This window comes from Arhodomonas sp. KWT, from assembly GCF_010993615.1.
The window spans coordinates 12,364-31,400 of the sequence record NZ_WNXE01000028.1 but is presented as its reverse complement, the minus strand read 5'-3'; the positions used below and the strand labels follow the sequence as shown (position 1 = coordinate 31,400).

Annotated in this window: 14 protein-coding genes and 1 pseudogene; 4 read left to right on the top strand and 11 right to left on the bottom strand. The window is 71.7% G+C overall.

Annotated elements, in window-relative coordinates:
* Positions 1-183: 183 nt before the first annotated feature.
* A complete protein-coding gene (locus tag G7A99_RS07400) occupies positions 184-1,230 on the top strand; it encodes an SMP-30/gluconolactonase/LRE family protein (RefSeq protein ID WP_205599766.1) in 1,047 nt (348 codons plus the stop codon).
* A 40-nt stretch (positions 1,231-1,270) separates the two neighbouring features.
* On the opposite strand, the gene folE2 is transcribed toward G7A99_RS07400, so the two are convergent.
* Positions 1,271-2,233 carry a GTP cyclohydrolase FolE2 gene (gene folE2 / locus G7A99_RS07395; protein WP_163139331.1) on the bottom strand — a complete coding sequence of 321 codons (963 nt, stop codon included), beginning with the start codon at positions 2,231-2,233 and terminating at the stop codon, positions 1,271-1,273.
* Positions 2,234-2,408: 175 nt separating this feature from the next.
* On the opposite strand from folE2, the gene zigA reads away from it, so the two are divergent.
* Positions 2,409-3,674, top strand: coding sequence for a zinc metallochaperone GTPase ZigA (gene zigA, locus G7A99_RS07390; protein ID WP_163139330.1), 1,266 nt, complete (start codon positions 2,409-2,411; stop codon positions 3,672-3,674).
* Between the two features lie 26 nt (positions 3,675-3,700).
* Positions 3,701-4,708 (top strand): GTP-binding protein, encoded by a 1,008-nt coding sequence (locus G7A99_RS07385; RefSeq protein WP_240466159.1) that lies wholly within the window; start codon positions 3,701-3,703, stop codon positions 4,706-4,708.
* A gap of 1 nt (position 4,709) precedes the next feature.
* Here G7A99_RS07385 and G7A99_RS07380 read toward each other — a convergent pair whose 3' ends face one another.
* The 8 genes from G7A99_RS07380 to G7A99_RS07345 all read right to left on the bottom strand — a co-directional run bounded on the left by G7A99_RS07380 (position 4,710) and on the right by G7A99_RS07345 (position 12,414).
* Positions 4,710-5,507 (bottom strand): hypothetical protein, encoded by a 798-nt coding sequence (locus G7A99_RS07380; RefSeq protein WP_018717555.1) that lies wholly within the window; start codon positions 5,505-5,507, stop codon positions 4,710-4,712.
* Between the two features lie 58 nt (positions 5,508-5,565).
* A complete protein-coding gene (locus G7A99_RS07375; RefSeq protein WP_163139328.1) occupies positions 5,566-6,909 on the bottom strand; it encodes an amidase in 1,344 nt (447 codons plus the stop codon).
* A gap of 12 nt (positions 6,910-6,921) precedes the next feature.
* Positions 6,922-7,596: a DUF2848 domain-containing protein gene (locus tag G7A99_RS07370; protein ID WP_018717557.1), complete on the bottom strand. Its 675-nt coding sequence runs from the start codon at positions 7,594-7,596 to the stop codon at positions 6,922-6,924.
* A 14-nt stretch (positions 7,597-7,610) separates the two neighbouring features.
* Positions 7,611-8,894: a TRAP transporter large permease gene (locus G7A99_RS07365; RefSeq protein ID WP_018717558.1), complete on the bottom strand. Its 1,284-nt coding sequence runs from the start codon at positions 8,892-8,894 to the stop codon at positions 7,611-7,613.
* The gene (locus tag G7A99_RS07360) at positions 8,891-9,478 is read right to left on the bottom strand and encodes a TRAP transporter small permease subunit (RefSeq protein WP_018717559.1); all 588 of its coding nucleotides are present in this window, start codon (positions 9,476-9,478) and stop codon (positions 8,891-8,893) included. Before G7A99_RS07360 ends, G7A99_RS07365 begins: the two co-directional genes overlap by 4 nt.
* A gap of 57 nt (positions 9,479-9,535) precedes the next feature.
* Positions 9,536-10,594, bottom strand: coding sequence for a TRAP transporter substrate-binding protein (locus tag G7A99_RS07355; protein WP_018717560.1), 1,059 nt, complete (start codon positions 10,592-10,594; stop codon positions 9,536-9,538).
* 35 nt (positions 10,595-10,629) lie between these two features.
* Positions 10,630-11,430: a putative hydro-lyase gene (locus tag G7A99_RS07350; protein WP_018717561.1), complete on the bottom strand. Its 801-nt coding sequence runs from the start codon at positions 11,428-11,430 to the stop codon at positions 10,630-10,632.
* 87 nt (positions 11,431-11,517) lie between these two features.
* Positions 11,518-12,414, bottom strand: a complete 897-nt coding sequence (locus G7A99_RS07345; protein WP_163139327.1) for a LysR family transcriptional regulator — start codon at positions 12,412-12,414, stop codon at positions 11,518-11,520.
* A gap of 197 nt (positions 12,415-12,611) precedes the next feature.
* Here G7A99_RS07345 and G7A99_RS07340 point away from each other — a divergent pair, with 197 nt between their 5' ends.
* Positions 12,612-16,463, top strand: coding sequence for an AAA family ATPase (locus tag G7A99_RS07340; RefSeq protein WP_163139326.1), 3,852 nt, complete (start codon positions 12,612-12,614; stop codon positions 16,461-16,463).
* A gap of 126 nt (positions 16,464-16,589) precedes the next feature.
* On the opposite strand, the gene G7A99_RS07335 is transcribed toward G7A99_RS07340, so the two are convergent.
* Together G7A99_RS07335 and G7A99_RS07330 are read right to left on the bottom strand one after the other, a co-directional pair.
* Positions 16,590-18,623: a hypothetical protein gene (locus tag G7A99_RS07335; RefSeq protein ID WP_163139325.1), complete on the bottom strand. Its 2,034-nt coding sequence runs from the start codon at positions 18,621-18,623 to the stop codon at positions 16,590-16,592.
* Positions 18,624-18,678: 55 nt separating this feature from the next.
* A pseudogene (locus tag G7A99_RS07330) lies at positions 18,679-19,037 on the bottom strand (carboxylate--amine ligase); the annotation flags it as partial.

The window sequence follows — 19,037 nt, the reverse complement described above, 5'->3', positions numbered from 1 at the left end:
CCGGCGGCACCGTGCGGGTGGACATCGCCGAGGCGGTCCTCGCCCGGCTGCGCGGCCAGGGCTAGCCCGCCCCGTGCCGCGATAGACAAGAAATGCACCGCCGGTGACCCGGGGCGGATCCGCCCCGGGGCCGGCAGGGCATCGCCGGCCATCCCGGCCGGCACCAACGAGGAGGAAAGAGCAATGATCGGCACGTTCCCGAGAGCGGCAGCCGCCGCTGCGGTGGCCCTTGCCGCCGCGCTCACGGCGACACCGGCGGTATCGTCCGCCGCGGACGACGGCGTGCAGGCCCTCGCCTATACCGCGGATATCCGTTCCCCGATCCCGATACCGCCGGCGGAGCAGGACCTGCAGACCATCGTCGCCAAGCGCTGGTTCAAGGTCTCCGACGAGCCGCTGCAGCTGGAGGGGCCGGTCTTCGACGCCGACGGCAACCTCCTGTTCGTGGAGGTCTTCGGCGGTCGCGTCTTCCGCCTGAGCCCCGAGCGCGAGCTGGAGACGCTGGTCGGGAAGAACGACCTCGGCTCCGCCGGACTCGCCGTGGGCGATGACGGGCGTATCTACATCGCGGGCCTGGGCAACTTCAGGGACACCGGGCGTATCGTCTCCGTCGCCCCGGACGGCAGCGACATGCAGACCGTGGTGCCCGCCTCCGCCGGCTACCTGCCGGACGACCTGGTCTTCGACGACGATGGGGGCTTCTACTTCACCGACTTCCAGGGCACTTCGACCGAGCCCGTGGGCGGCGTCTACTACGTCTCCCCGGACGGCGGCGATATCACCCCGGTGCTGCCGAACATGGCCATCGCCAACGGTGTCGCCCTCGGGCCGGACGGCGAGAAGCTGTGGGCCACCGAGTTCAGCGCCGGCCGGCTGCACCGCCTGGAGATGAAGGGGCCGACCACCGTGGCGCCGTTCGGCACCGCCGTGCCCTACCATTTCACCGGCTGCTGTCCGGATTCCATGCGCACCGACACGGACGGCAACGTCTACGTCTCCATGTACGGACAGGCGCGGGTGCTGGTGTTCAACGACGTCGGTATCCCGATCGGCCAGATCCTGCTCCCGGGGCACGACGAGGGCCGGTTCCTGCACTCCACCAGCCTCGCGATCAGCCCGGACGGCAGGGACGTCTACATCGTCTCCAACGACCGCGGCGGCGAGGGCGGTGCCTGGATCTTCAAGGCCCGCGGATTCGCCAGTGGCACCCGCCAGCCCGGCGGCGGCTGAGCGGCGACGCCCCCCGGTGCCGGCCCCCGGGCCGGCACTGTTACCCGCGCGATATCTCCCCTGTCCCTCCGCGGGACCACCCAGCGGCGGCAGCCGCGTCCGGGTCCACCGTCGCGACCGCATCGTGGGCATGCAGGCTCTCCAGGTGGCGCACCTTGATCGCCACTCCGGGATACCGGGGCGAGAGTGTCCGGGCGAGAAGGCGGCCGGCGTCCTCCACGTACATCGGCTGATCGCCATTGCGACGGGCGAACGCCTGTTCGTCCCGGCGTTTCACCATGGTCTGCACAGGGGTGTGAAGTGTCCGTTCCACGGCGTCGATCAGTGTCACGAGGCCCAGGGCGTGTGCCGCCGGGTCGGGGTGCACGGTGACACACGCGAGGCTGCGCTGGCTGTGGGGGACCGCCAGGGTACCGTGCTTCTCCAGCCATTTCGTTACCGTGTCGACCGATACCGCATCCGTACCGCGGAATCGGTCGGCGAATGCCTCGGCCAGGGCGCGGCGTGACAGCGCGGCCGAGCAGGGGCATGTCGACGAGTAGGTCAGCTCCACGGCCAGTGTCAGCTCGGTGTGGCCGGCCCCGGCGGCCCGCCGGGCCCGGATCCGGACCGGGTAGCTGTGCCAGCCCCCCGGGCCTTCGCTGACCAGGGCCGGGCGTCGCAGCATGAACGGAAACCGGAGCGTACATTCCGCCGAACGGGTCTCGCAGTCCCGGTGACTCGCCACGGCCTCCGTCAGCACGGCGGTCAGCGAGTCCGGGGTCAGCGGCGAGGCGCTGAACCGCTCGAGCATCCGGTAGAGACGCGACATGTGGATGCCCTTGACCGCGCCCTTGCCGCCCGGGAGGTCCACGCCGATATCGACACGGCAGGGGCTGGTGGCGAGGCCGTCGGGCTCCTGCAGGGTGATCGGTAGGGCGATATTCTCCATGCCGACCCAGTCCAGGGGCTGGGCGTGCTCGTCGGCGGCTTGTGTGGCGACGTCCGGAAGGTTGCCCGTCATTGGTTGCTCTCGTCCCTCGTCAGGTTACTGCCCACACCCGGTTCCGGGGCGGACATGCTTGCGGAATTTTAGTTATTATATAACATAACAATTGTGTCATTCACTCTCCTGCGGCGGCAGCCCCGCACCCGCCGTGCCGGGGCCGGCCACCGCGGGCCGGGAACGGAAGAACATCATGACAGCCATCGATCCCCCCGCTGACGGCCGCCTGCCGGTTACCGTGCTCTCGGGGTTCCTGGGAGCGGGCAAGACCACACTGCTCAGCCACCTCCTGCACAACCGCGACGGCCGGCGTGTGGCCGTGATCGTCAACGACATGTCCGAGATCAACATCGACGCCGCGCTCACCAGCCGGGAGGTCCAGCTCAACCGCACGGATGCGCGCATGGTCGAGATGACGAACGGGTGCATCTGCTGCACGTTGCGCGAGGATCTGCTCGTCGAGGTCGGCCGGCTTGCCCGGGCCGGGCATTTCGACTATCTCGTCATCGAGTCGACCGGCATCTCCGAGCCGATGCCGGTGGCCGAGACCTTCACCTTCGCGGATGAGCACGGCGCGAGCCTCTCGGACGTCGCCCGTCTCGACACCATGGTGACGGTGGTGGATGCGGCGGCCTTCCCCGTGGACCTGGAACGGGCCCAGGGCCTGGAGGAGCGCGGCGAGTCGATGGGCGAAGGGGACGATCGCACGGTCTCCGACCTGCTCATCGACCAGGTCGAGTTCGCCGATGTGCTGGTGATCAACAAGGTCGACCTGATAGCCACGGAGGAGAGGCGCCGGCTGGAGCACGTACTGGGACAGCTCAACCGCCACGCCGAGATCGTCCACGCCGTCCATGGCCGTGTCCCCGTCGACCGGGTCCTGGGAACCGGGCGTTTCGATTTCGAGCGTGCGGCCACGGCCCCAGGCTGGCTTGCGGAGATGCGCGGCGAGCACGTTCCGGAGACGGAGGAATACGGCATCGCCAGCTTCACCTACCGCCGCCGCCGGCCCTTCCATCCACACCGCCTGGCGCAGGTACTGAGCGACGGCTGGCCGGGTGACGTATTGCGGGTGAAAGGGTTCTTCTGGCTCGGCTCGCGTTGGGACATGGCCGGCCTGTGGTCCCAGGCCGGCGGCATCATGCGCCACGGTCCTGCCGGGTACTGGTGGTCCGCGACGCCGCAGGCGTACTGGCCCCGGGACCCGGAGTCCCGGCTCGCGATCCACGAGGGCTTCGCCGGGGACTATGGCGACCGCCGTCAGGAGCTGGTGTTCATCGGCCAGAACCTCGACCCCGCGGCGATCGAGTCCCGCCTCGACGAGGCGCTTATGAGCGACCGTGAGATCGGTGACCTCGACCGGCGGGCCCCGGACCTGTACGACCCTTTTCCGGAGTGGTTCGCCGGCCTTTCCCCGGCGGATGGGGAGGACGGCGAAACGGCGGACTCCGCGCTATGAGCGGACCGGGCGATACCCGAATCCCCGTGACGATACTGAGCGGGTTCCTCGGCAGCGGCAAGACGACGGTGTTGAACCACCTCGTCCGCCAGGCGGCGATGCAGCGCGCACTCGTCCTCATCAACGAGTTCGGGGAGATCGGTATCGACCACCAGCTGGTGGCGTACAGCGACACGGGCGTGACCGTGGAGATGTCGAGTGGCTGCCTGTGCTGCACCATACGGGGCGATCTCGTCAGGACACTGCGTGAGGCGGTTTGGCGTTACGCCCGGGCCGGGCGGACCTGGTTCGATCGTGTCGTGCTCGAGACCACCGGCCTCGCCGACCCCGCCCCCATCATCCATACACTGCTCAACGACGGCGGCCTGGCACGGCTGTTCTATCCCGCCGGGGTCGTTACCGCGGTGGACGCCGTCAACGGCGATGCCACGTTGGACCGACAGGATGAGGCGCTGAACCAGGTCGCGGTCGCCGATCGTGTTCTCCTCACCAAGCGGGACATCGCCGATGGGGGCGTCGTGGGGCGCCTGGAGGCACGTGTGCGCCGGCTGAACCCGACCGCGCGGCTGTTACCGGTGGAACACGGCGAGGTGGCCGCGGAAAGGCTGCTTCCGAACGCACCCGGCGCCCCGGGTCGTGACGGCGCCGATATCCGGGCGTGGCTGGGGAACGCCTGTGACGACGGACTCGGACACGAGAATCATCACCACGACGTCAACCGCCATGACCACGCCATCAGGGCCGCCTGCCTGACCCTGGACGAGCCGGTACGGCGGGAGGTGCTGTTCTCCTGGCTCGGGGCGCTGGTCTCCTTCCGGGGAACGGATCTGCTGCGCCTCAAGGGTGTCGTCAACGTCACCGGCGAGGATGGACCGCTGGTGGTGCACACGGTCCAGCACACCTTTCACCCGGTCGTATCGCTCCCGGCCTGGCCGGATGATGACCGGCGCAGCCGGTTCGTCGTGATCGCACGCCACATGGACGAAGGCATGCTGCGCGACAGCCTCGATACGTTTATCGCGAGCATGCCGTAGGCTATCCGGACGTGCCGGATCGGCGCCGTTCGGCGCGGTGGCCGGCGGCGAGGAGCGCCATGCTCACGGTCACCGACGCGGCGAATGCCAGCGCGAAGGCGCCCATGCCGCCGGCCACTGGCGCCGTTGCGGCCTCCACCGAGGCGAAGGCGACCAGGCTGAGCATCCCGCCCTGGGCGGTGGCGAGGGTCGCGCGCGCGACCGCCGGGCCGAAACGCTGGTGCAGGGTCAGCGAGATCATCGTGAACCCCACCGGGAAGCCGGTGAGCGTGCCGGCCACCCGCGGCCCGGCCTCCGCCGCCACCGTCGTGACCACGCCCACCAGAACGCCGCCGGCGAGCCCGCGTACCAGGAGGTCGAGCCGTCGCGTGGGTGCGCGGACCCGGGGGCGCGGCAGATCCAGGCGCCGGCGGATGGCCGCGGCGAGGGCGAACAGCGCGGCGTACGCCGCCAGCCCCACGACCCAGCCCCCGGGGATCGTCGCGAACGCCGCCGCGGCGGCCACCCAGGCCGCCACCGCCGTCGCCAGGCTGGCCACCGGGCCGAGCCGGGCGGCGGCGAGGACGTAGGCGACCAGGAACACCAGCGTGGCGGTGAGCGCGTGCAGGGTCGCGACGGCGGCGTCGGCGAGGAAGGACGGCGGCCGTTCCAGGCCGAGGAAGAAGAACGCCGGGCCGAGCACGATGGGGGTGCCGGCGATCACCCCGCCGAGGCGCGGCCCCAGCCGGGCGACGGACAGCGTCACGGCGATGATCACCACCGCGGTGGTGATCATCTTCACCAGTCCGGTCAGCAGCATTGCGGTGCCTCGCCGGCGGTGTCGCGTCCACCCGGCGCCACTCCCGGTACCCCGGTGCTCATCGGCGGACGTCGTCCAGCACCGCCTCCACGCCGGCGGCCCGGGCGAGCAGGCGGCGGTCGTCGCCGTTGCGCCCGAGCAGCATCAGCCCCACCGGCAGCTCGCCGGCCGCGTGGCACGGCAGGCTGATCCCGCAGAGGTCCAGCAGGTTGCCCACCGTGGGGTTGCGCAGCACGAGCAGGTTGGTGCGGGCGTAGGCGTCGTCGTCCTCCAGCGCGTCGAAGCGTGGCGGCACCACCGGCACCGTGGGCGCGAGCACCGCGTCGAAGGCGGCGATGCGGGCGTCCATGCGCGCGACCTGGCGCCGGCGGGCGGTGAGGAGGTCGAGGTAGTCCGCCGCGGAGATGTCGGCACCCCGCTGGATGCGGCTGCTCACGCGGGGGTCGTAGGCGTCGCCGGCCTCCGCGAGCAGGTCGCGGTGGAACCAGTAACTCTCCGCCGCGGTGAAGCCGCCGCCGGCGAGGAGCTCGCCGAGCTCGTCGAGCTCCGGCATGGCGACGGTGGTCACCCGGGCGCCGGCCCCTTCCAGCGCCGCCACGGCGCGCTCGAACGCCGCGGTCACGGTGGCGTCCATGTCTGCGGTGAGGTAGCGGTCCGGCACCGCCAGGCGCAGGCCCGCGACCGCCTCCGGGGTGAAGGCCGTCTCCGTCTCTCCGGCGAGCACCGCGTCCAGGAGCGCGCAGTCCGCGACCCGGGGCGCGATCGGGCCGACCGAGTCGAGGCTGTGGGACAGCGGCAGCGCCCCGGTCAGGGGCACGCGGTGCTGAGAGGGCTTGAACCCCGTGAGCCCGCAGAACGCCGCGGGGATGCGCACCGAGCCGCCGGTGTCCGAGCCCAGCGCCGCGGCGGCCATGCCGCGGGCGACGGAGACCGCGCCGCCGGAGCTGGAGCCGCCGGGGATACGCGCCGGGTCCGCCGGGTTGGCCGGGGTCTCGTAGTGCGGGTTGAGGCCGAGCCCGGAATAGGCGAACTCGGTCATGTTGGTGTGGCCGGTGAGCACCGCGCCCGCGGCCCGCAGCCGGGCCACGGCGGTGGCGTCCGCGGTGGCCGGGACGGCGTCGGCGAGCACCCGCGAGCCGGCATGGGTGACGGCGCCGGCGACGTCGAACAGCGCCTTCACCGACACCGGCAGACCGGCCAGGGTGCCGGCGGGCAGGCCGGCGTCGAGCAGGCAGTCGCAGGCGGCGGCCTGGGCGCGCGCGGTCTCGGTGAACACCGTGGTGTAGGCGCGTGCGTCGTCGCCGACGCGCTCCAGGCAGCCCTCCAGGAGGGTTCCGGCGCGGGTCTCGCGGCGCCGCAGCGCGGCGAGGGTCTCTTCCACGGGGCGGGTCTGGTCGCTCACGGCGTCATCTCCTCAGGCCATAACCGGCAGGGTGTGGATGCTGTAGGCGTGCTCGATGCGCCGGCCGAGCACCGGGTCGATCAGCGCCATCTCGAAGCGTGCGGCCGGCCGCGGGCCGCCCGCCACCGGCAGGGTACCGCAGAGCATGGCCGTGCCCACCGGCAGGCTGGCCTCCGGCCGGCCGAAGCGCTCCAGCAGCGCCGAGGGCGTGAGCAGCCCGGCCACCGGGCCCTCCTGGTAACTCACGCGGTCGCCGTCCATCACCGCGTGGGAGGCCAGCCGCAGCTGGTCCCAGTGGGGCAGGACGTCGCTCAGGCGCCACAGCCGCGGGGCCACCGGCTTGGGGCAGACCTGCTTGGAATGGGCCACCGACCAGGTCTCGGCCTCGCGGTCAGTGTGGTCCGAGCCGACACCCACGCAGGTGCCCTCGGGGGTGCCGATGAGCAGCACCTCGATCTCGCCGCTGGTGTGCTCGCCGAGCATCTGCACCTCGGTGTCGGTGGTGGCGAGGTTGGCCCCGACCCGGTAGAACAGCGGCGTGCTCGACGGCGGCGTGACGCCGATGGCGCGGAGCTCTTCGATGTGCTCCTGGATGGCGTCGGCGTCGCGGCCGGCCCAGCCGGCGATGACGAACTGGTTGATCCCGACGTCGACGGCGCTGCCGTCGTCGAGGGTGAAGCTCAGCATGGTGGTCTCCGTTGTCAGTTGAGCACAGCGGGGAGGAAGAGGGCGAGCTGCGGCACGAGGATGAGCACCGCGGCCATGATCAGCATGAACGCCACGTAGGGGATGGCCCCGAGCATGACCTCGTTGAGCGAGCCGCGCCCGCGCACGCCCTGCACGACGTAGAGGTTCAGGCCCACCGGCGGCGTGATCAGCGCCATCTCGATGAGCAGGATCAGCAGCACGCCGAACCACACCGGGTCGAAGCCCTGGGCGACGATGATCGGCGCGACGATGGGGATGGTGATCACCATCAGCGACAGCGTCTCGACGAAGAAGCCGAGCACCAGGTACAGCCCGATCACCAGCAGCAGCGTGCCGTAGGGGCCCAGGCCGGCGGTGGCGATCAGTGACTTGATATCGTCGGTGACGCCCGCAGAGGCGAGCACGAAGTTGAGGAAGTACGACGAGATGATGATCAGCATGATCATGCCGGTCGTCCGCATGGTCCCGTCGATGGCCTCGACGATCACGCCCACGCTCAGCCGCCGCATCAGTGCGGCGATGACCAGCGCGCCGACCACACCCAGCGCGGCCGCCTCGGTGGGCGTCGCCCAGCCGGCGTAGATCGAGCCCACCACCAGCGCGAACAGCGTGAGCACCGGCACCAGGTGGCGCAGGCCGGTGAAGCGCTGGCGCCAGCTGTGATGGCGCCTCGGCCCGCCGAGGCCCGGGCGCAGCGTGCACAGGATCGCGGTGCCAGCGATGAACAGGGTCGCCAGCGCGAGACCGGGCAGCAGGCCCGCGGCGAACAGCCGCGGAATGGAGGTCTCGGTGAGGAAGCCGTAGACGATGAGGTTGATCGACGGCGGGATCATGATCCCGAGGGTCCCGCCGGCGGCGATGGAGCCGGCGAACAGCCGCTCGTCGTAGCCGAGCCGCGGGGCCTGGGGCATGGCCACGGTGCCGATGGTCGCGGCGGTGGCGACGCTGGAGCCGGAGGTCGCCGAGAACAGCGTGGCGGTGCCGATATTGGCGTGCAGCAGCCCGCCGGGCAGCCACGACAGCCACGCCTCCAGCGCCTCGTAGGTCTTGCGTGCCACGCCGGTGCGCACCAGCACCTCGCCGAGGAGGATGAACAGCGGGATGGCGATGAGCAGGAAGCTGTCCGACGCCGACCACAGCACCTCGCCCATGGCGCGGTGCAGCGGGAAGGCCGAGAAGAATTCGTCCAGGAACAGCGCCAGCGCGATCAGCGTCGCCGCGACCGGGATGCTGAGCACCAGCAGCGTGAGCAGCACGAGCAGGGCGATACCGATCATGCCTCACCTCCCTCGGCCTCGATCTGCTCGTCCAGAGTCGCGCTGCCGGCCACGCGCTGGGCGCCGGCCGGGTCGCGGGCGATCAGGGCGACGAGCACGCGCAGCAGCAGCACTGCCACCACCAGGCTGAACCAGATAAGTCCGCCGGCCCACAGGCCCTGGGGGACCCACAGCGGGGTCTGCAGCGGGGTGTTGGCCAGCGCGTTGTCCGCGAAGGAATTGCCGGCGACGCCGGTGACCGCCCCGACGACGAACACGCAGAACAGCGCCAGCATCGCCAGCGCCAGCAGGTCGAGCACGGCGCGCACCGGGCGCGGCATGAGCACGTAGAGCACGTCGATGCGGATGTGCGCCTTGCGCAGCAGCGAGTGCGCGAACGACCAGCTCGCCGAGATGGCGAGCACGTAGCCGGACAGCTCGGTGGAGGCGCCGAGCGACTCGCCGAGCAGCCCGCGTGAGAGGATCTCGAGGGTCACCATCGCCACCGTGGCGAGGATCAGCAACCCGCCGAGCCGCGCCAGCCACAGCGACACGACGTCCATGCCGGTGATCAGGCAGTCCAGGGTTCGGGCAATGCGCTCCATCGGGGCGGCCTCTGTCCGGCCGGGCCGCGCGTCGGCGGCCCGGCCTGCGGGGGTGGGTTACTCGGCCTTGGCGGTCAGCCCGGTGACCTTGCCGATGGTCTCGTTCCAGCGCTTCACTGCCTCGGCGTCCACGCTGCCGGCCCACGCGGGGAGGACATCCTCCTCGAGCTTGCGGCGGGCGAAGTCGAAGTCCTCCTGGGTGGCCTCGACTAGCACCATGTCCCCGGGCTCGCCGCGGCTGCACTCGCCGTGTCCGGTCAGGCAGGCGACGCCCTCCTTGGTCTCGTCCACGGCGGAGTCCCACACCGGCTGCTCGTAGTTCCGGTGCACCTCGTCCATCAGCCAGTCCTGCACCTCGGGGGAGAGGCTGTCCCACTTGTCGCCGTTCATGGCGGTGATCACGTAGTCCCAGCCGCCCACGGGCAGGGGATAGAGGTGGGTGGCGACCTCGTACCAGCCGGCGCTGTAGCCGGACAGCGAGCCGGTGACGGCGCAGTCGATCACGCCGCGCTCCAGCGCCCCGGGCACCTCGCTGAAGGCCAGGGTCACGCCCTCGGCGCCGATGGCGTCGAGGAACTGCGCGGTGGTCCGGCCGCTGGCCCGGATCTTCTTGCCCTTGAGGTCCGCGAGGCCGCTGATGTCGGCATTACAGAACACGACCTGGGAGGGATAGGGCACCGCCGCGATGAGCTTGGCGCCGCCGAAGCTGTCCGAGAGGATGTCGTCGAGCACCGGCTTGTAGGCGTCGACGATCTTCTTCGCGGTAGCCACGTCCGGGGCCATCATGGGGATGTCCATGCCGGCGAGCTCCGGGGCATTGGAGACGGTGTAATCGCCCACCGTCGAGCCCACGTCGAACACGCCCTGGGAGAGCAGCTTGAAGACCTCGCCGCCCTTGAGCCCCATCTGGTCGAAGGTCGTGACCTCGGCGGTCACCTGGCCGTCGGAGGCCTCGGAGAGGTGTTCGCCCCAGAACGGCTTCTCGAAGTTCTGGTACAGCGACAGGCTCGACCAGCTGCCGACGTAGGCGAACTCGGTGGCGGGCAGGTCCTGGGCCTGGGCAGCGCCGGCGAGCAGCGCGGCGGCCGCGGCCGTGCCGATGAGTCGTTTCTTCATGTCGTTGCTCCTCGTCATGGCTCGTTATTCCCGGCCTACATGAGGGCCAGTTCGTGATCCCGGATGTCGGTGACCAGCATGTGGCCGGGGCTGTGGGTGATCGCGAAGGGCAGTCCGGCGCGCTCGAGGGCGCGTTGCGGGGTGACGCCGCAGGCCCAGAACACCGGCAGCTCGCCGTCGGCGACGGTGACCGCCTCGCCGTAGTCGGGGCGGGCCAGGTCGTCGATGCCGATGGCCGCCGGGTCGCCGAGGTGCAGCGGCGCGCCGTGGACCTGGGGGTAGCGGGTGCAGATCTGTACCGCACGGATCGCGTGCGCCGGGGCGAGCGGCCGCATGGACACCACCATGGCGCCGCCGAACGGGCCGGCCGGGGCGAGCTCGATGCTGCTGCGGTACATGGCCACGTTACGGCCCTCGGCCACGTGGCGCAGCGGGATGCCGTCAGCGAGCAGGGCGTGCTCGAAGGTGAACGAGCAGCCCAGGGCGAAGGTGACCAGGTCGTCGCGCCAGAGCCCGGCCACGTCGGTGGGCTCGTCGCTCAGTGCGCCGTCGCGGAAGACCCGGTAGCGCGGGACGTCCCGGGCGATGTCCAGGTCCGCACCGAGGCGGGCACAGCCGCGCTCGCCGGGCTCGGAGACGGCGAGCAGCGGACACGGGCGCGGGTTAGCGGTGCAGAAGCGCAGGAACGCCGCCGCATCCGCCTCCGGGAGGATCACCAGGTTCACCTGCACGAAGCCCGGGGCGAGGCCGGCGGTCTGCCCGGCCAGGGTGCCTGCCCGTGCCGCCTGGCGCACCGCAAGGGCGCTCCCGCCGGCGGGGGTGCCGTGTTCGTTCATGTCGTCGCCGATGTGTCGCGGGTGTTACCCAATACAGTTAGGTGACATCGGCTATCAGGTCCAATCGATATTTCGGATCAAGATTGATCAGGATTCTCGATCAGGGGCGGGATCCGCGGCGATCCGCACCGCCAGATCGGCCACCGCACGGGCCACGGTGAACTCCGGCGTGTTGGCATGGCAGACGTGGAAGAGCAGCGGCGGGGGTTGGACCTCGGCCCGGAAGCGGCGCAGGGCACCGCGCTCGATCTCCGCGGCGATGATCTCCGGGGGCAGGGCGCTCACTCCGATACCGTCCACGGTCATGCGGATGATCGTCGCCAGCGACGAGCTCGCGTGGATGCGCATGCGTGCGCCGGCCTGGCCGAGGAGACGCTGCAGCGCCAGGTGGGGCTGGCTCAGACGGGGGTAGGTGATGATCGGCCAGCGGGCCAGCTCCTCCAGCGAGACCGGCTCGCCGGGCAGCGCCAGCGCCGGGCTCGCGACCCACTCCAGGGGGTAGCGCGAGAGCGTGCGGCTGGTGATATCCGGCTGGTTCACCGGGCCCATGAGGAAGGCGATGTCCAGGTCGTGGGCGGTGAGCTTCTCGGCCAGGTTCACCGAGGTGTCCACGTCCAGCTCCAGGCTGAGGGCGGGATAGGCCTCGTTGACGCGCTCGATGAGCCGCGGCAGCCAGGTGTAGACGATGGTCTCCACCACCCCGAGGCGGATGCTGCCCTGGATCGCGCTGGGGTCGGCGACGGCGTTGAGCATCTCGCTGCGCAGCGCGAGCAGCTGCTCGGCATAGGCGAGCATGTCCCGCCCGCGGGCGGTCAGCGTGACCCGGCGGCCGGCACGGTCGAACAGGCTCACGCCGAGGGTGCGCTCCAGGTTGGCGATCCGCGAGGAGACCGAGGGCTGGGAGGCGTAGAGTCGCTGGGCCGCGGCCCGGAAGCTGCCCAGCCGGGCGATCCAAACGAAGGTCTCGAGCGTGCGGAAGTCCATGCCATCCCCGTCGCAGGTCGCGGGCGCCCAGAATAGCGCACCGCGGCGGGCGTGCGCGCGGCGTTGCCTCTGCTAGGATAAACGGTTGATCCGTCACGGGGCCCGGAACGGGCAGCGTGCGGCAAAGGGGGTAGATGCGGCAGTGACAGGGGGCGAGGCGGGCACCGGCCCATGGCCGGTACGCAATGGGCACTGACATGCCAGAAGAACGTAAGAACAATGCCATGACCGGGCTGTCGCTGCGGCTGCTCGGGCCGATGGAGGTGCGCGTCGCCGACACCGTCGTGACCGGGCTCGAGGGCACCAAGGCCGGCGCGCTGCTCGCCTATCTGGCGATGGCGGGTGACGAGGCGGTGCCGCGTGGCCGGCTGGCCGCCCTGTTCTGGCCGGATTTGGGCGATACCGCCGCTCGCAACAACCTGCGCCAGACACTCTATCAGCTGCGCCGCCGCCTCGCCGTTCCGGCGCTCGGCGACGCCCACGTGCTGCACCTCGGCCGTGACGCGGTGCGGATCGACTCCGATACGGCGTTGCAGGTGGACGCCCTGGCGCTGCATCCGCCGCCGTCATGTTGCGGGGTAACGCCCCGCAGTCACGCCTGCCGTGCCGCGCTGGGTGCCATGCAGGCGGCGGTGACGGGCTATCGCGGTCCGTTCCTGGCCGGATTCTCCGCGGAGGCGCTGCCCGCGCCGGTGCTCGACTGGCTGGTCGGCTGGCGGGAGGCGGCGAGGGAGACCGCCGCGGCCACCCTCGACCGGCTGGTGGCCTGCCTTACCGGCGCCGGCGCGCCGGAGCGGGCCGCCGAGCCGGTGCGCGCCTACCTGGCCGCCGAGCCCCTCGACGAGCGGGCCCACCGCCTGCTCATGGGCATACTCCTGCGCGCCGAGCGTTTCGATGAGGCGATCGCGCAGTACGATCACCTCGCCGGGCTGCTGCGCCGGGAGCTGGACGTGGACCCGGCCGCGGAGACCGTGGCGCTGTGCGAGCGCGCCCGGGCCCGGCGCGAGCAGCACCGTCTCGCCGCCGAGGACGCCCCCGAGAACACGCTGGAGCGCCGCCCGGTGACCGCAGTGGGCGTGCATTTCCGCCCCGGCGGGGACGGTGACCCGGAGGCCCGGGCGGCTCATGTCGCCGCGGCGAGCCGTGCGGTCAAGGCCATCGCCGGCCACTACGGTGGCCTGGCGGTGCATACCCACGGCGGGCGGATGATGATCTACTTCGGCGTTCCCGCAGCGAAGGACGCCACCACCCTGCAGGCCGTACGCGCTGCCTGGCGCGTCGCCGGCGAGTCATTCGAGGGCGGCGGCGTCCGCGTCGCCGTCGATGCCCGGCAGCTGATCACGGACGCCAGCCCGGAGCTGCCCGACCCCTGCGGCGAGCTCTCCGACGCCGTGCTCGACCTCGCCAGCCGCGCCCCGGAGGGGGGATGCCTGGTCACCGACGACGTGCGCACCCGCATCGAGCCGTACTTCGACCTCAGCGTCGTGGAGTCGGCGCCGGATGCCTCCGGCCTGCACCGGCTGGTCCGCGACCGCCAGCTCATGGACCGGGTCTCGGTGGACCGCTGGTTCGGCCGTCTCTCGCCCCTGGTCGGCCGCGAGGAGGAGCTGGAGGCCCTGCGCGGGGCCTGGAGCAGCGCGTGCGAGGGCGGGGGCGGCAGCGTTGCCGTCGAGGCGGAGCCCGGACTTGGCAAGACCCGCCTGGCCGGGGCGCTGGCGGGTGAGGTCCACGCCGGCGGCGGTGTCGTGCTGTGGCTCCGCAGCCATCCCGAGACCCGGCGCCAGCCGCTGGCGCCGGTGACGGCGGCCCTGCGCGGCCAGCTCGCGGCACACGCCGAGGGCGAGCCCGAGCCGGACTGGCGCGAGGAGATGCGCGCGTTCCTCGCCGAGAGCCCCGGACTGTATGCCGACAGCGAGGCCGCCCCCGCGGGCGCGGCCGGCGTGGCCAGCGCGACCCGCCGCCGCGACCGGCTGATCGGGCGGTTCATGGCGGTGATCCGCGGCATCGCCGCCCGCACCCCGGTGCTGGTCGTGCTGGAGGACCTCCACTGGAGCGACGCGACCACCGTGATCCTGATCCGGCGCCTGCGCCGGGAGTTCGCGCAGGGCCGGGTGATGCTGCTGATCACCGCGCGGCCGGGCACGGTCTATCCGTGGCGGCAGGAGGACCCGGTGGCGCGCGTGGAGCTCGGGCACCTGTCGCCGGCGGCGGGGGAGCGACTGATCGAGAGCCTGGCACCGCCGCAGATGCCCGGCGGCGTGCGCCGGCGCATCCGCCAGCTCGGCAACGGGGTGCCGCTGTTCATCGAGGAGCTCGTACGCCACTACGTGGCGACCGGTGAGGACGGCGCCGTGCCCGCCACGCTACAGGACCTGCTCGCCGCCCGCCTGGAGGCGCTGGGCCCGGCCCGCGGCCTCGCCCGGCTGGCGGCCACCCTCGGCCGGGTGTTCGAGCGCGAGGTGCTGGCCGCCGTGTCTACCCTGGACGGCGACGAGCTCGACGACGGACTGCTTCATCTCAGCGAGTGCGGCCTGATCGAGCCGGATGTGGACGAGGTGGCGGGGCGCCACCGCTTCCGCCATCCGCTGATCCGCGAGGCGGTGTACGCCAGCCAGCCGGACGGCGAGCGCCGCGCCGCGCACGCCGCCATCGCCGAGGTTCTGGCGGAGCGCTTCCCCGGGGTCGGCGAGACCGACCCGGGCGTCATGGCGCACCACCTCGCGGAGTCCGGGCAGGCCGGGGCATCGCTGCCCTGGCGCATCGACGCGGGCTACCGCATGCTCGCCCGCGCGGCCCATCGCGAGGCGGAGGACCACTTCAACGACGCCCTCGCCGTGGCCGAGGCGCTGCCGGAGGGCGAGGAGCGGCGCGACCGTCTGGTCAACATCCTCCTCGGCCTGGGACTGGCGCGGCTGGCACGGGAGGGCAACGGCTCCCGGGACGTCCACGCGATCCTCCAGCGCGCCCGCGGGCTGCACGGCTCCGGCAGCGATCCGCGGCGGCATTTCCTCGTCCTCTGGGCCGAGTGGCAGACCAGCGGCTCCCAGAGTGGTTTCAGCGAGGCCCAGTACCTCGCCGGCGAGATGCTGCGCCTCGCCGACGCCTGCGACGATCGCTGCATGCGCATCGCAGGCTATAACGCACTAATCAGCGGTCACTTTTCCCTGGGCGAGCTGGAGACGGCGCTGGAGTGCATCGAGCATATCCGCGCCCTCTACCGCGACGAGGACCATCCCCGGCTGATGGAGATGCTGGGCGATAATCCGGCCTTCTCCGGGCTGTCCTTCGGGCCGGTGATCCTCTGGCATCTGGGTGAGCCCGATCGGGGCCTGGCACTGGCCGACGAGATGGTCGGCCTCGCCGAGCGGGCGGACCACCTGCCCGGGCAGGCCTACGCGCTGACGGCCCGCGCCCTGCTGGCGCAGTGCCGCGACGACCCGGAGGCAGTACAGGCGGATGCCGAGCGTATCCTCGCCATCGCGAACGCCCAGGAGTACGCGCTGTGGCAGCGGGCGGGCTGGGCGCTCTCGGGCTGGGTGCAGGCGCGCACCGGCGATGCCGCGGGCATCGACCTGATCGAGCGCACCGCCGGGGAGATCCGCCAGGTGGCCTACTCGGTGAGCACCACTGTCTACCGGCTGCTGCTCGACGCCCTGCTGCGCTGTGACCGCCTGGAGCGGGCGGGCGAGGTACTGGAGCAGGCGCTGGCGGATGTCGAGTATCTGGGCAACGTGCGTTTCCTGCCCGAGCTCTATGCCCAGCGTGCCGAGATCGCCTACCGCCGTGACGGCGACCGCCACGCCCTGGCGGAGGACCTCGCCCTGAGCGAGGCCACCGCGGAGACCCAGGGCGCGATCATGGCGGTGCTCGCCGTGCACGTGCGGCGGGTGGAGCTCGACCTGCCGGTGGTGCCGGGCACGGACCCGCGCGCCGGCCTTGCCGCGGTGCTGGAGCGCGTCCCCGGCCGCGGCGACTACGGCCTGCTGCACCGCGCCGAGGCGCTGGCGCAGGGTGTGGAGCCCGCCCGCGGTTACGGGGCCGGGCGCTGAGCGTCGTACCGTCCGGTGCGGCCCGTGGACGTGGGTCCGCTCACGCCGGCCGCGGTGGGGCGTGTCCGGGCCTTTGCCGGCGGGGCCGGTCAGGCCCCGCCGGCATGCAGTAGCGGGTGAGGGCGCTCAGGCCCAGGGGCCGACGCCGGCGTCCGCCTGCAACCCGGTGTCGCTGATGCGCCCGGCGCCCCAGCTCCGCTGGATGTAGCCGATCACCGCGTCCAGCTCCGAGGGCGGGACGTCCGCGGGGGCGCCGCCCTCCAGCGGGTCGTAATGGAAGATGTAGACCCGGGAGGCGAATTGGTCGAAGGGCAGGGACGCCTCGCCGAAGAACTCGCCGTTGCCCGAGGTGCTGACCCGCACGCCGTCGCCCCAGTCCTGGCCGCTGTCGTTGTTGGGGTTGAAGAAGTACATGCGCATGACCCCGCCCGGGTCGAGGGCGGCGCGCAGCAGCGAGATGGCGTGCCAGCCGATGAAGCGCGCCGCGCTGTCGGTCACGGCGATGCCCGCGGGCTGCGGGTGGATGATCGGCTGGTTGCCGTTGTAGTAGGGGTGGTAGCAGGCGTAGAAGTAGCGCAGGAACTCCTCCAGCCCCACCAGACCGCCGGTGGCGACGTCCACGTTGATACGGAAGCCGCGCCCGGCCCACCAGCCGTGGAACTCCGGGTTCACCCAGCGGTGCGGATCCCCCTCGCGTCCGGCGCAGCGCCGGCCCATCTCGGCGTAGATGTGGTCGAGGTGCGGCACCACCAGCAGCGAGACCGGATCCAGGTCCATGGGCAGGGCGGTGGCGACGCCGGAGGCGCTTTCCCGCGAGGAGATCGGCTGGCCCTCGAAGTGCATGACGATCTCGTCGTCCCGTGCCGCCCAGGCCACCATCTGCAGGAGGTAGTCCGGGTCATTGTAGGCCCACATGGACAGCGCCCGCGCCGACTGGCAGGTGGGGTTGTTGCCCTGGCCCACACCCAGCGGCAGCCCCAGCACGCACAGCACGCCCTCCAGCAGCCGCGCCTCGGGTGTCACGGCCTCGCCGAACGACAGGTTCAGCCGCTCGCGGGACCACGGCGACAGCGGCAGCGCGAGCTGGCGCCACAGCGCCGGGGCCACCGGCGGCTGGTAGAAGATGCCGCGCTCCAGTGCCAGGGCCAGGCCGTAGACCGCCTGGGGCGTGGCCGGGTGCACCGCCGCGTCGATCAGTTCGTGGACCAGCTCGCGGTAGCACAGCAGGCAGTCCCGTCCGGTGGCGGACAGCCCCAGGGCCTCGGCGATGATGTAGTCGCCCTCGCCGACGATCTGGCGCAGCAGCACCGCGTGATACGGCGAGACCAGCCCGGTGTCGTGCATGGCCCGGGCGCAGGCCGTGGCCTCGACCTGCAGGGACTTCGGGTCCATGGCCGCGAGGCGCTCGCGGTAGACCTCGACGCCCGGGTCCTCGCGGCAGGCCTGGGTCGGCCCGAAGAGGCTGCTCACCAGCCGGTCCGCGCCCTGACCGCTGGCGCCGAGCTCGATGTTGGGGTCGACCTGGCAGATGGCGATCTGGGTGATCATCTGCTTGGCGGCGTCCACCTGGATGGGCCGCTGCTGGAGGATGCGCCAGATCTCCTCGATGAGCCGGTCGACGATGTGCTCGTAGCCGATGCCGGCGGCGAGGTGCTGGAGCAGGTTGCGCGGCAGCTGTGCGAGCCGCCCCTGGGTGGTGCGCTCGGCCTCGCTCGGCGGGGTGAACAGCATCTCCAGGTTGAGCGCGAGCACCTGCGTGAGGTAGTGATGCGCCTGCTCCGCGGAGACCAGCGGATGGAGGTATTCGCCGCGGGCGACGGCGAGCAGGCGCAGCTCGCTCAGTGATTCGACCACCACCGCATTGGCGTCCGCGCTCTTGAGCGAGTGCGCGGCGAGTGACGGCACGAGGATCTGCGGGTCCGCCCAGTCGGAGCCGGCGAACACGCCGGCCTCCTCCAGCGCCTGCGCCCGTGCCTGGATGGCGGCGCAGCCGCCGGGCTGGAGCATCACGCGCCGGGCGGTATCGAACACCCGCGGGAGCTTCCCGGGCCGGGCGAACGAGCGGGCCCCGGCGAGGCGCTCTATGGCCTCGTCGAGGTCCGCGAGCAGCGCGGCGAGCCGGTCGTCGTCGGCCGGCGTGTCACCGGAGCCGTTCGTCACTCGTCCTCCTTGCCATGCGCGTGCATGGTCGTCCTGTAGTGATGCGCACGCGTTGTCAGACGTAGAAGTCCAGCTCTTCCTGGTGCTTGAGCAGGTCGCGCATGACGTAGGGGTCGTCGCCCTTGAAGTACACGAGCCCCCAGTGCGTGCCGAACGCGGTGCGCTTGGTCACCGTCTCCTCGAGCGGCGGCGTGAGCTCGTGGGACTCGAAGTACGGATGGTTCTCCGTCTCCTCGGGGATCTCCAGGCGCGAGACCACGCGCCGGCGCGGGTACACGCCGAAGCAGCCGGCGTAGCACTTGGCGTCCACCACCTCCTTCGGGAAGAACGCCTTGACCTCCTCGTCGGTGGTCTTGGGGTCGAACACCAGGATCGAGGCCTGGTAGGCGTTGAAGCCGTAGGCCCGCTCCAGCA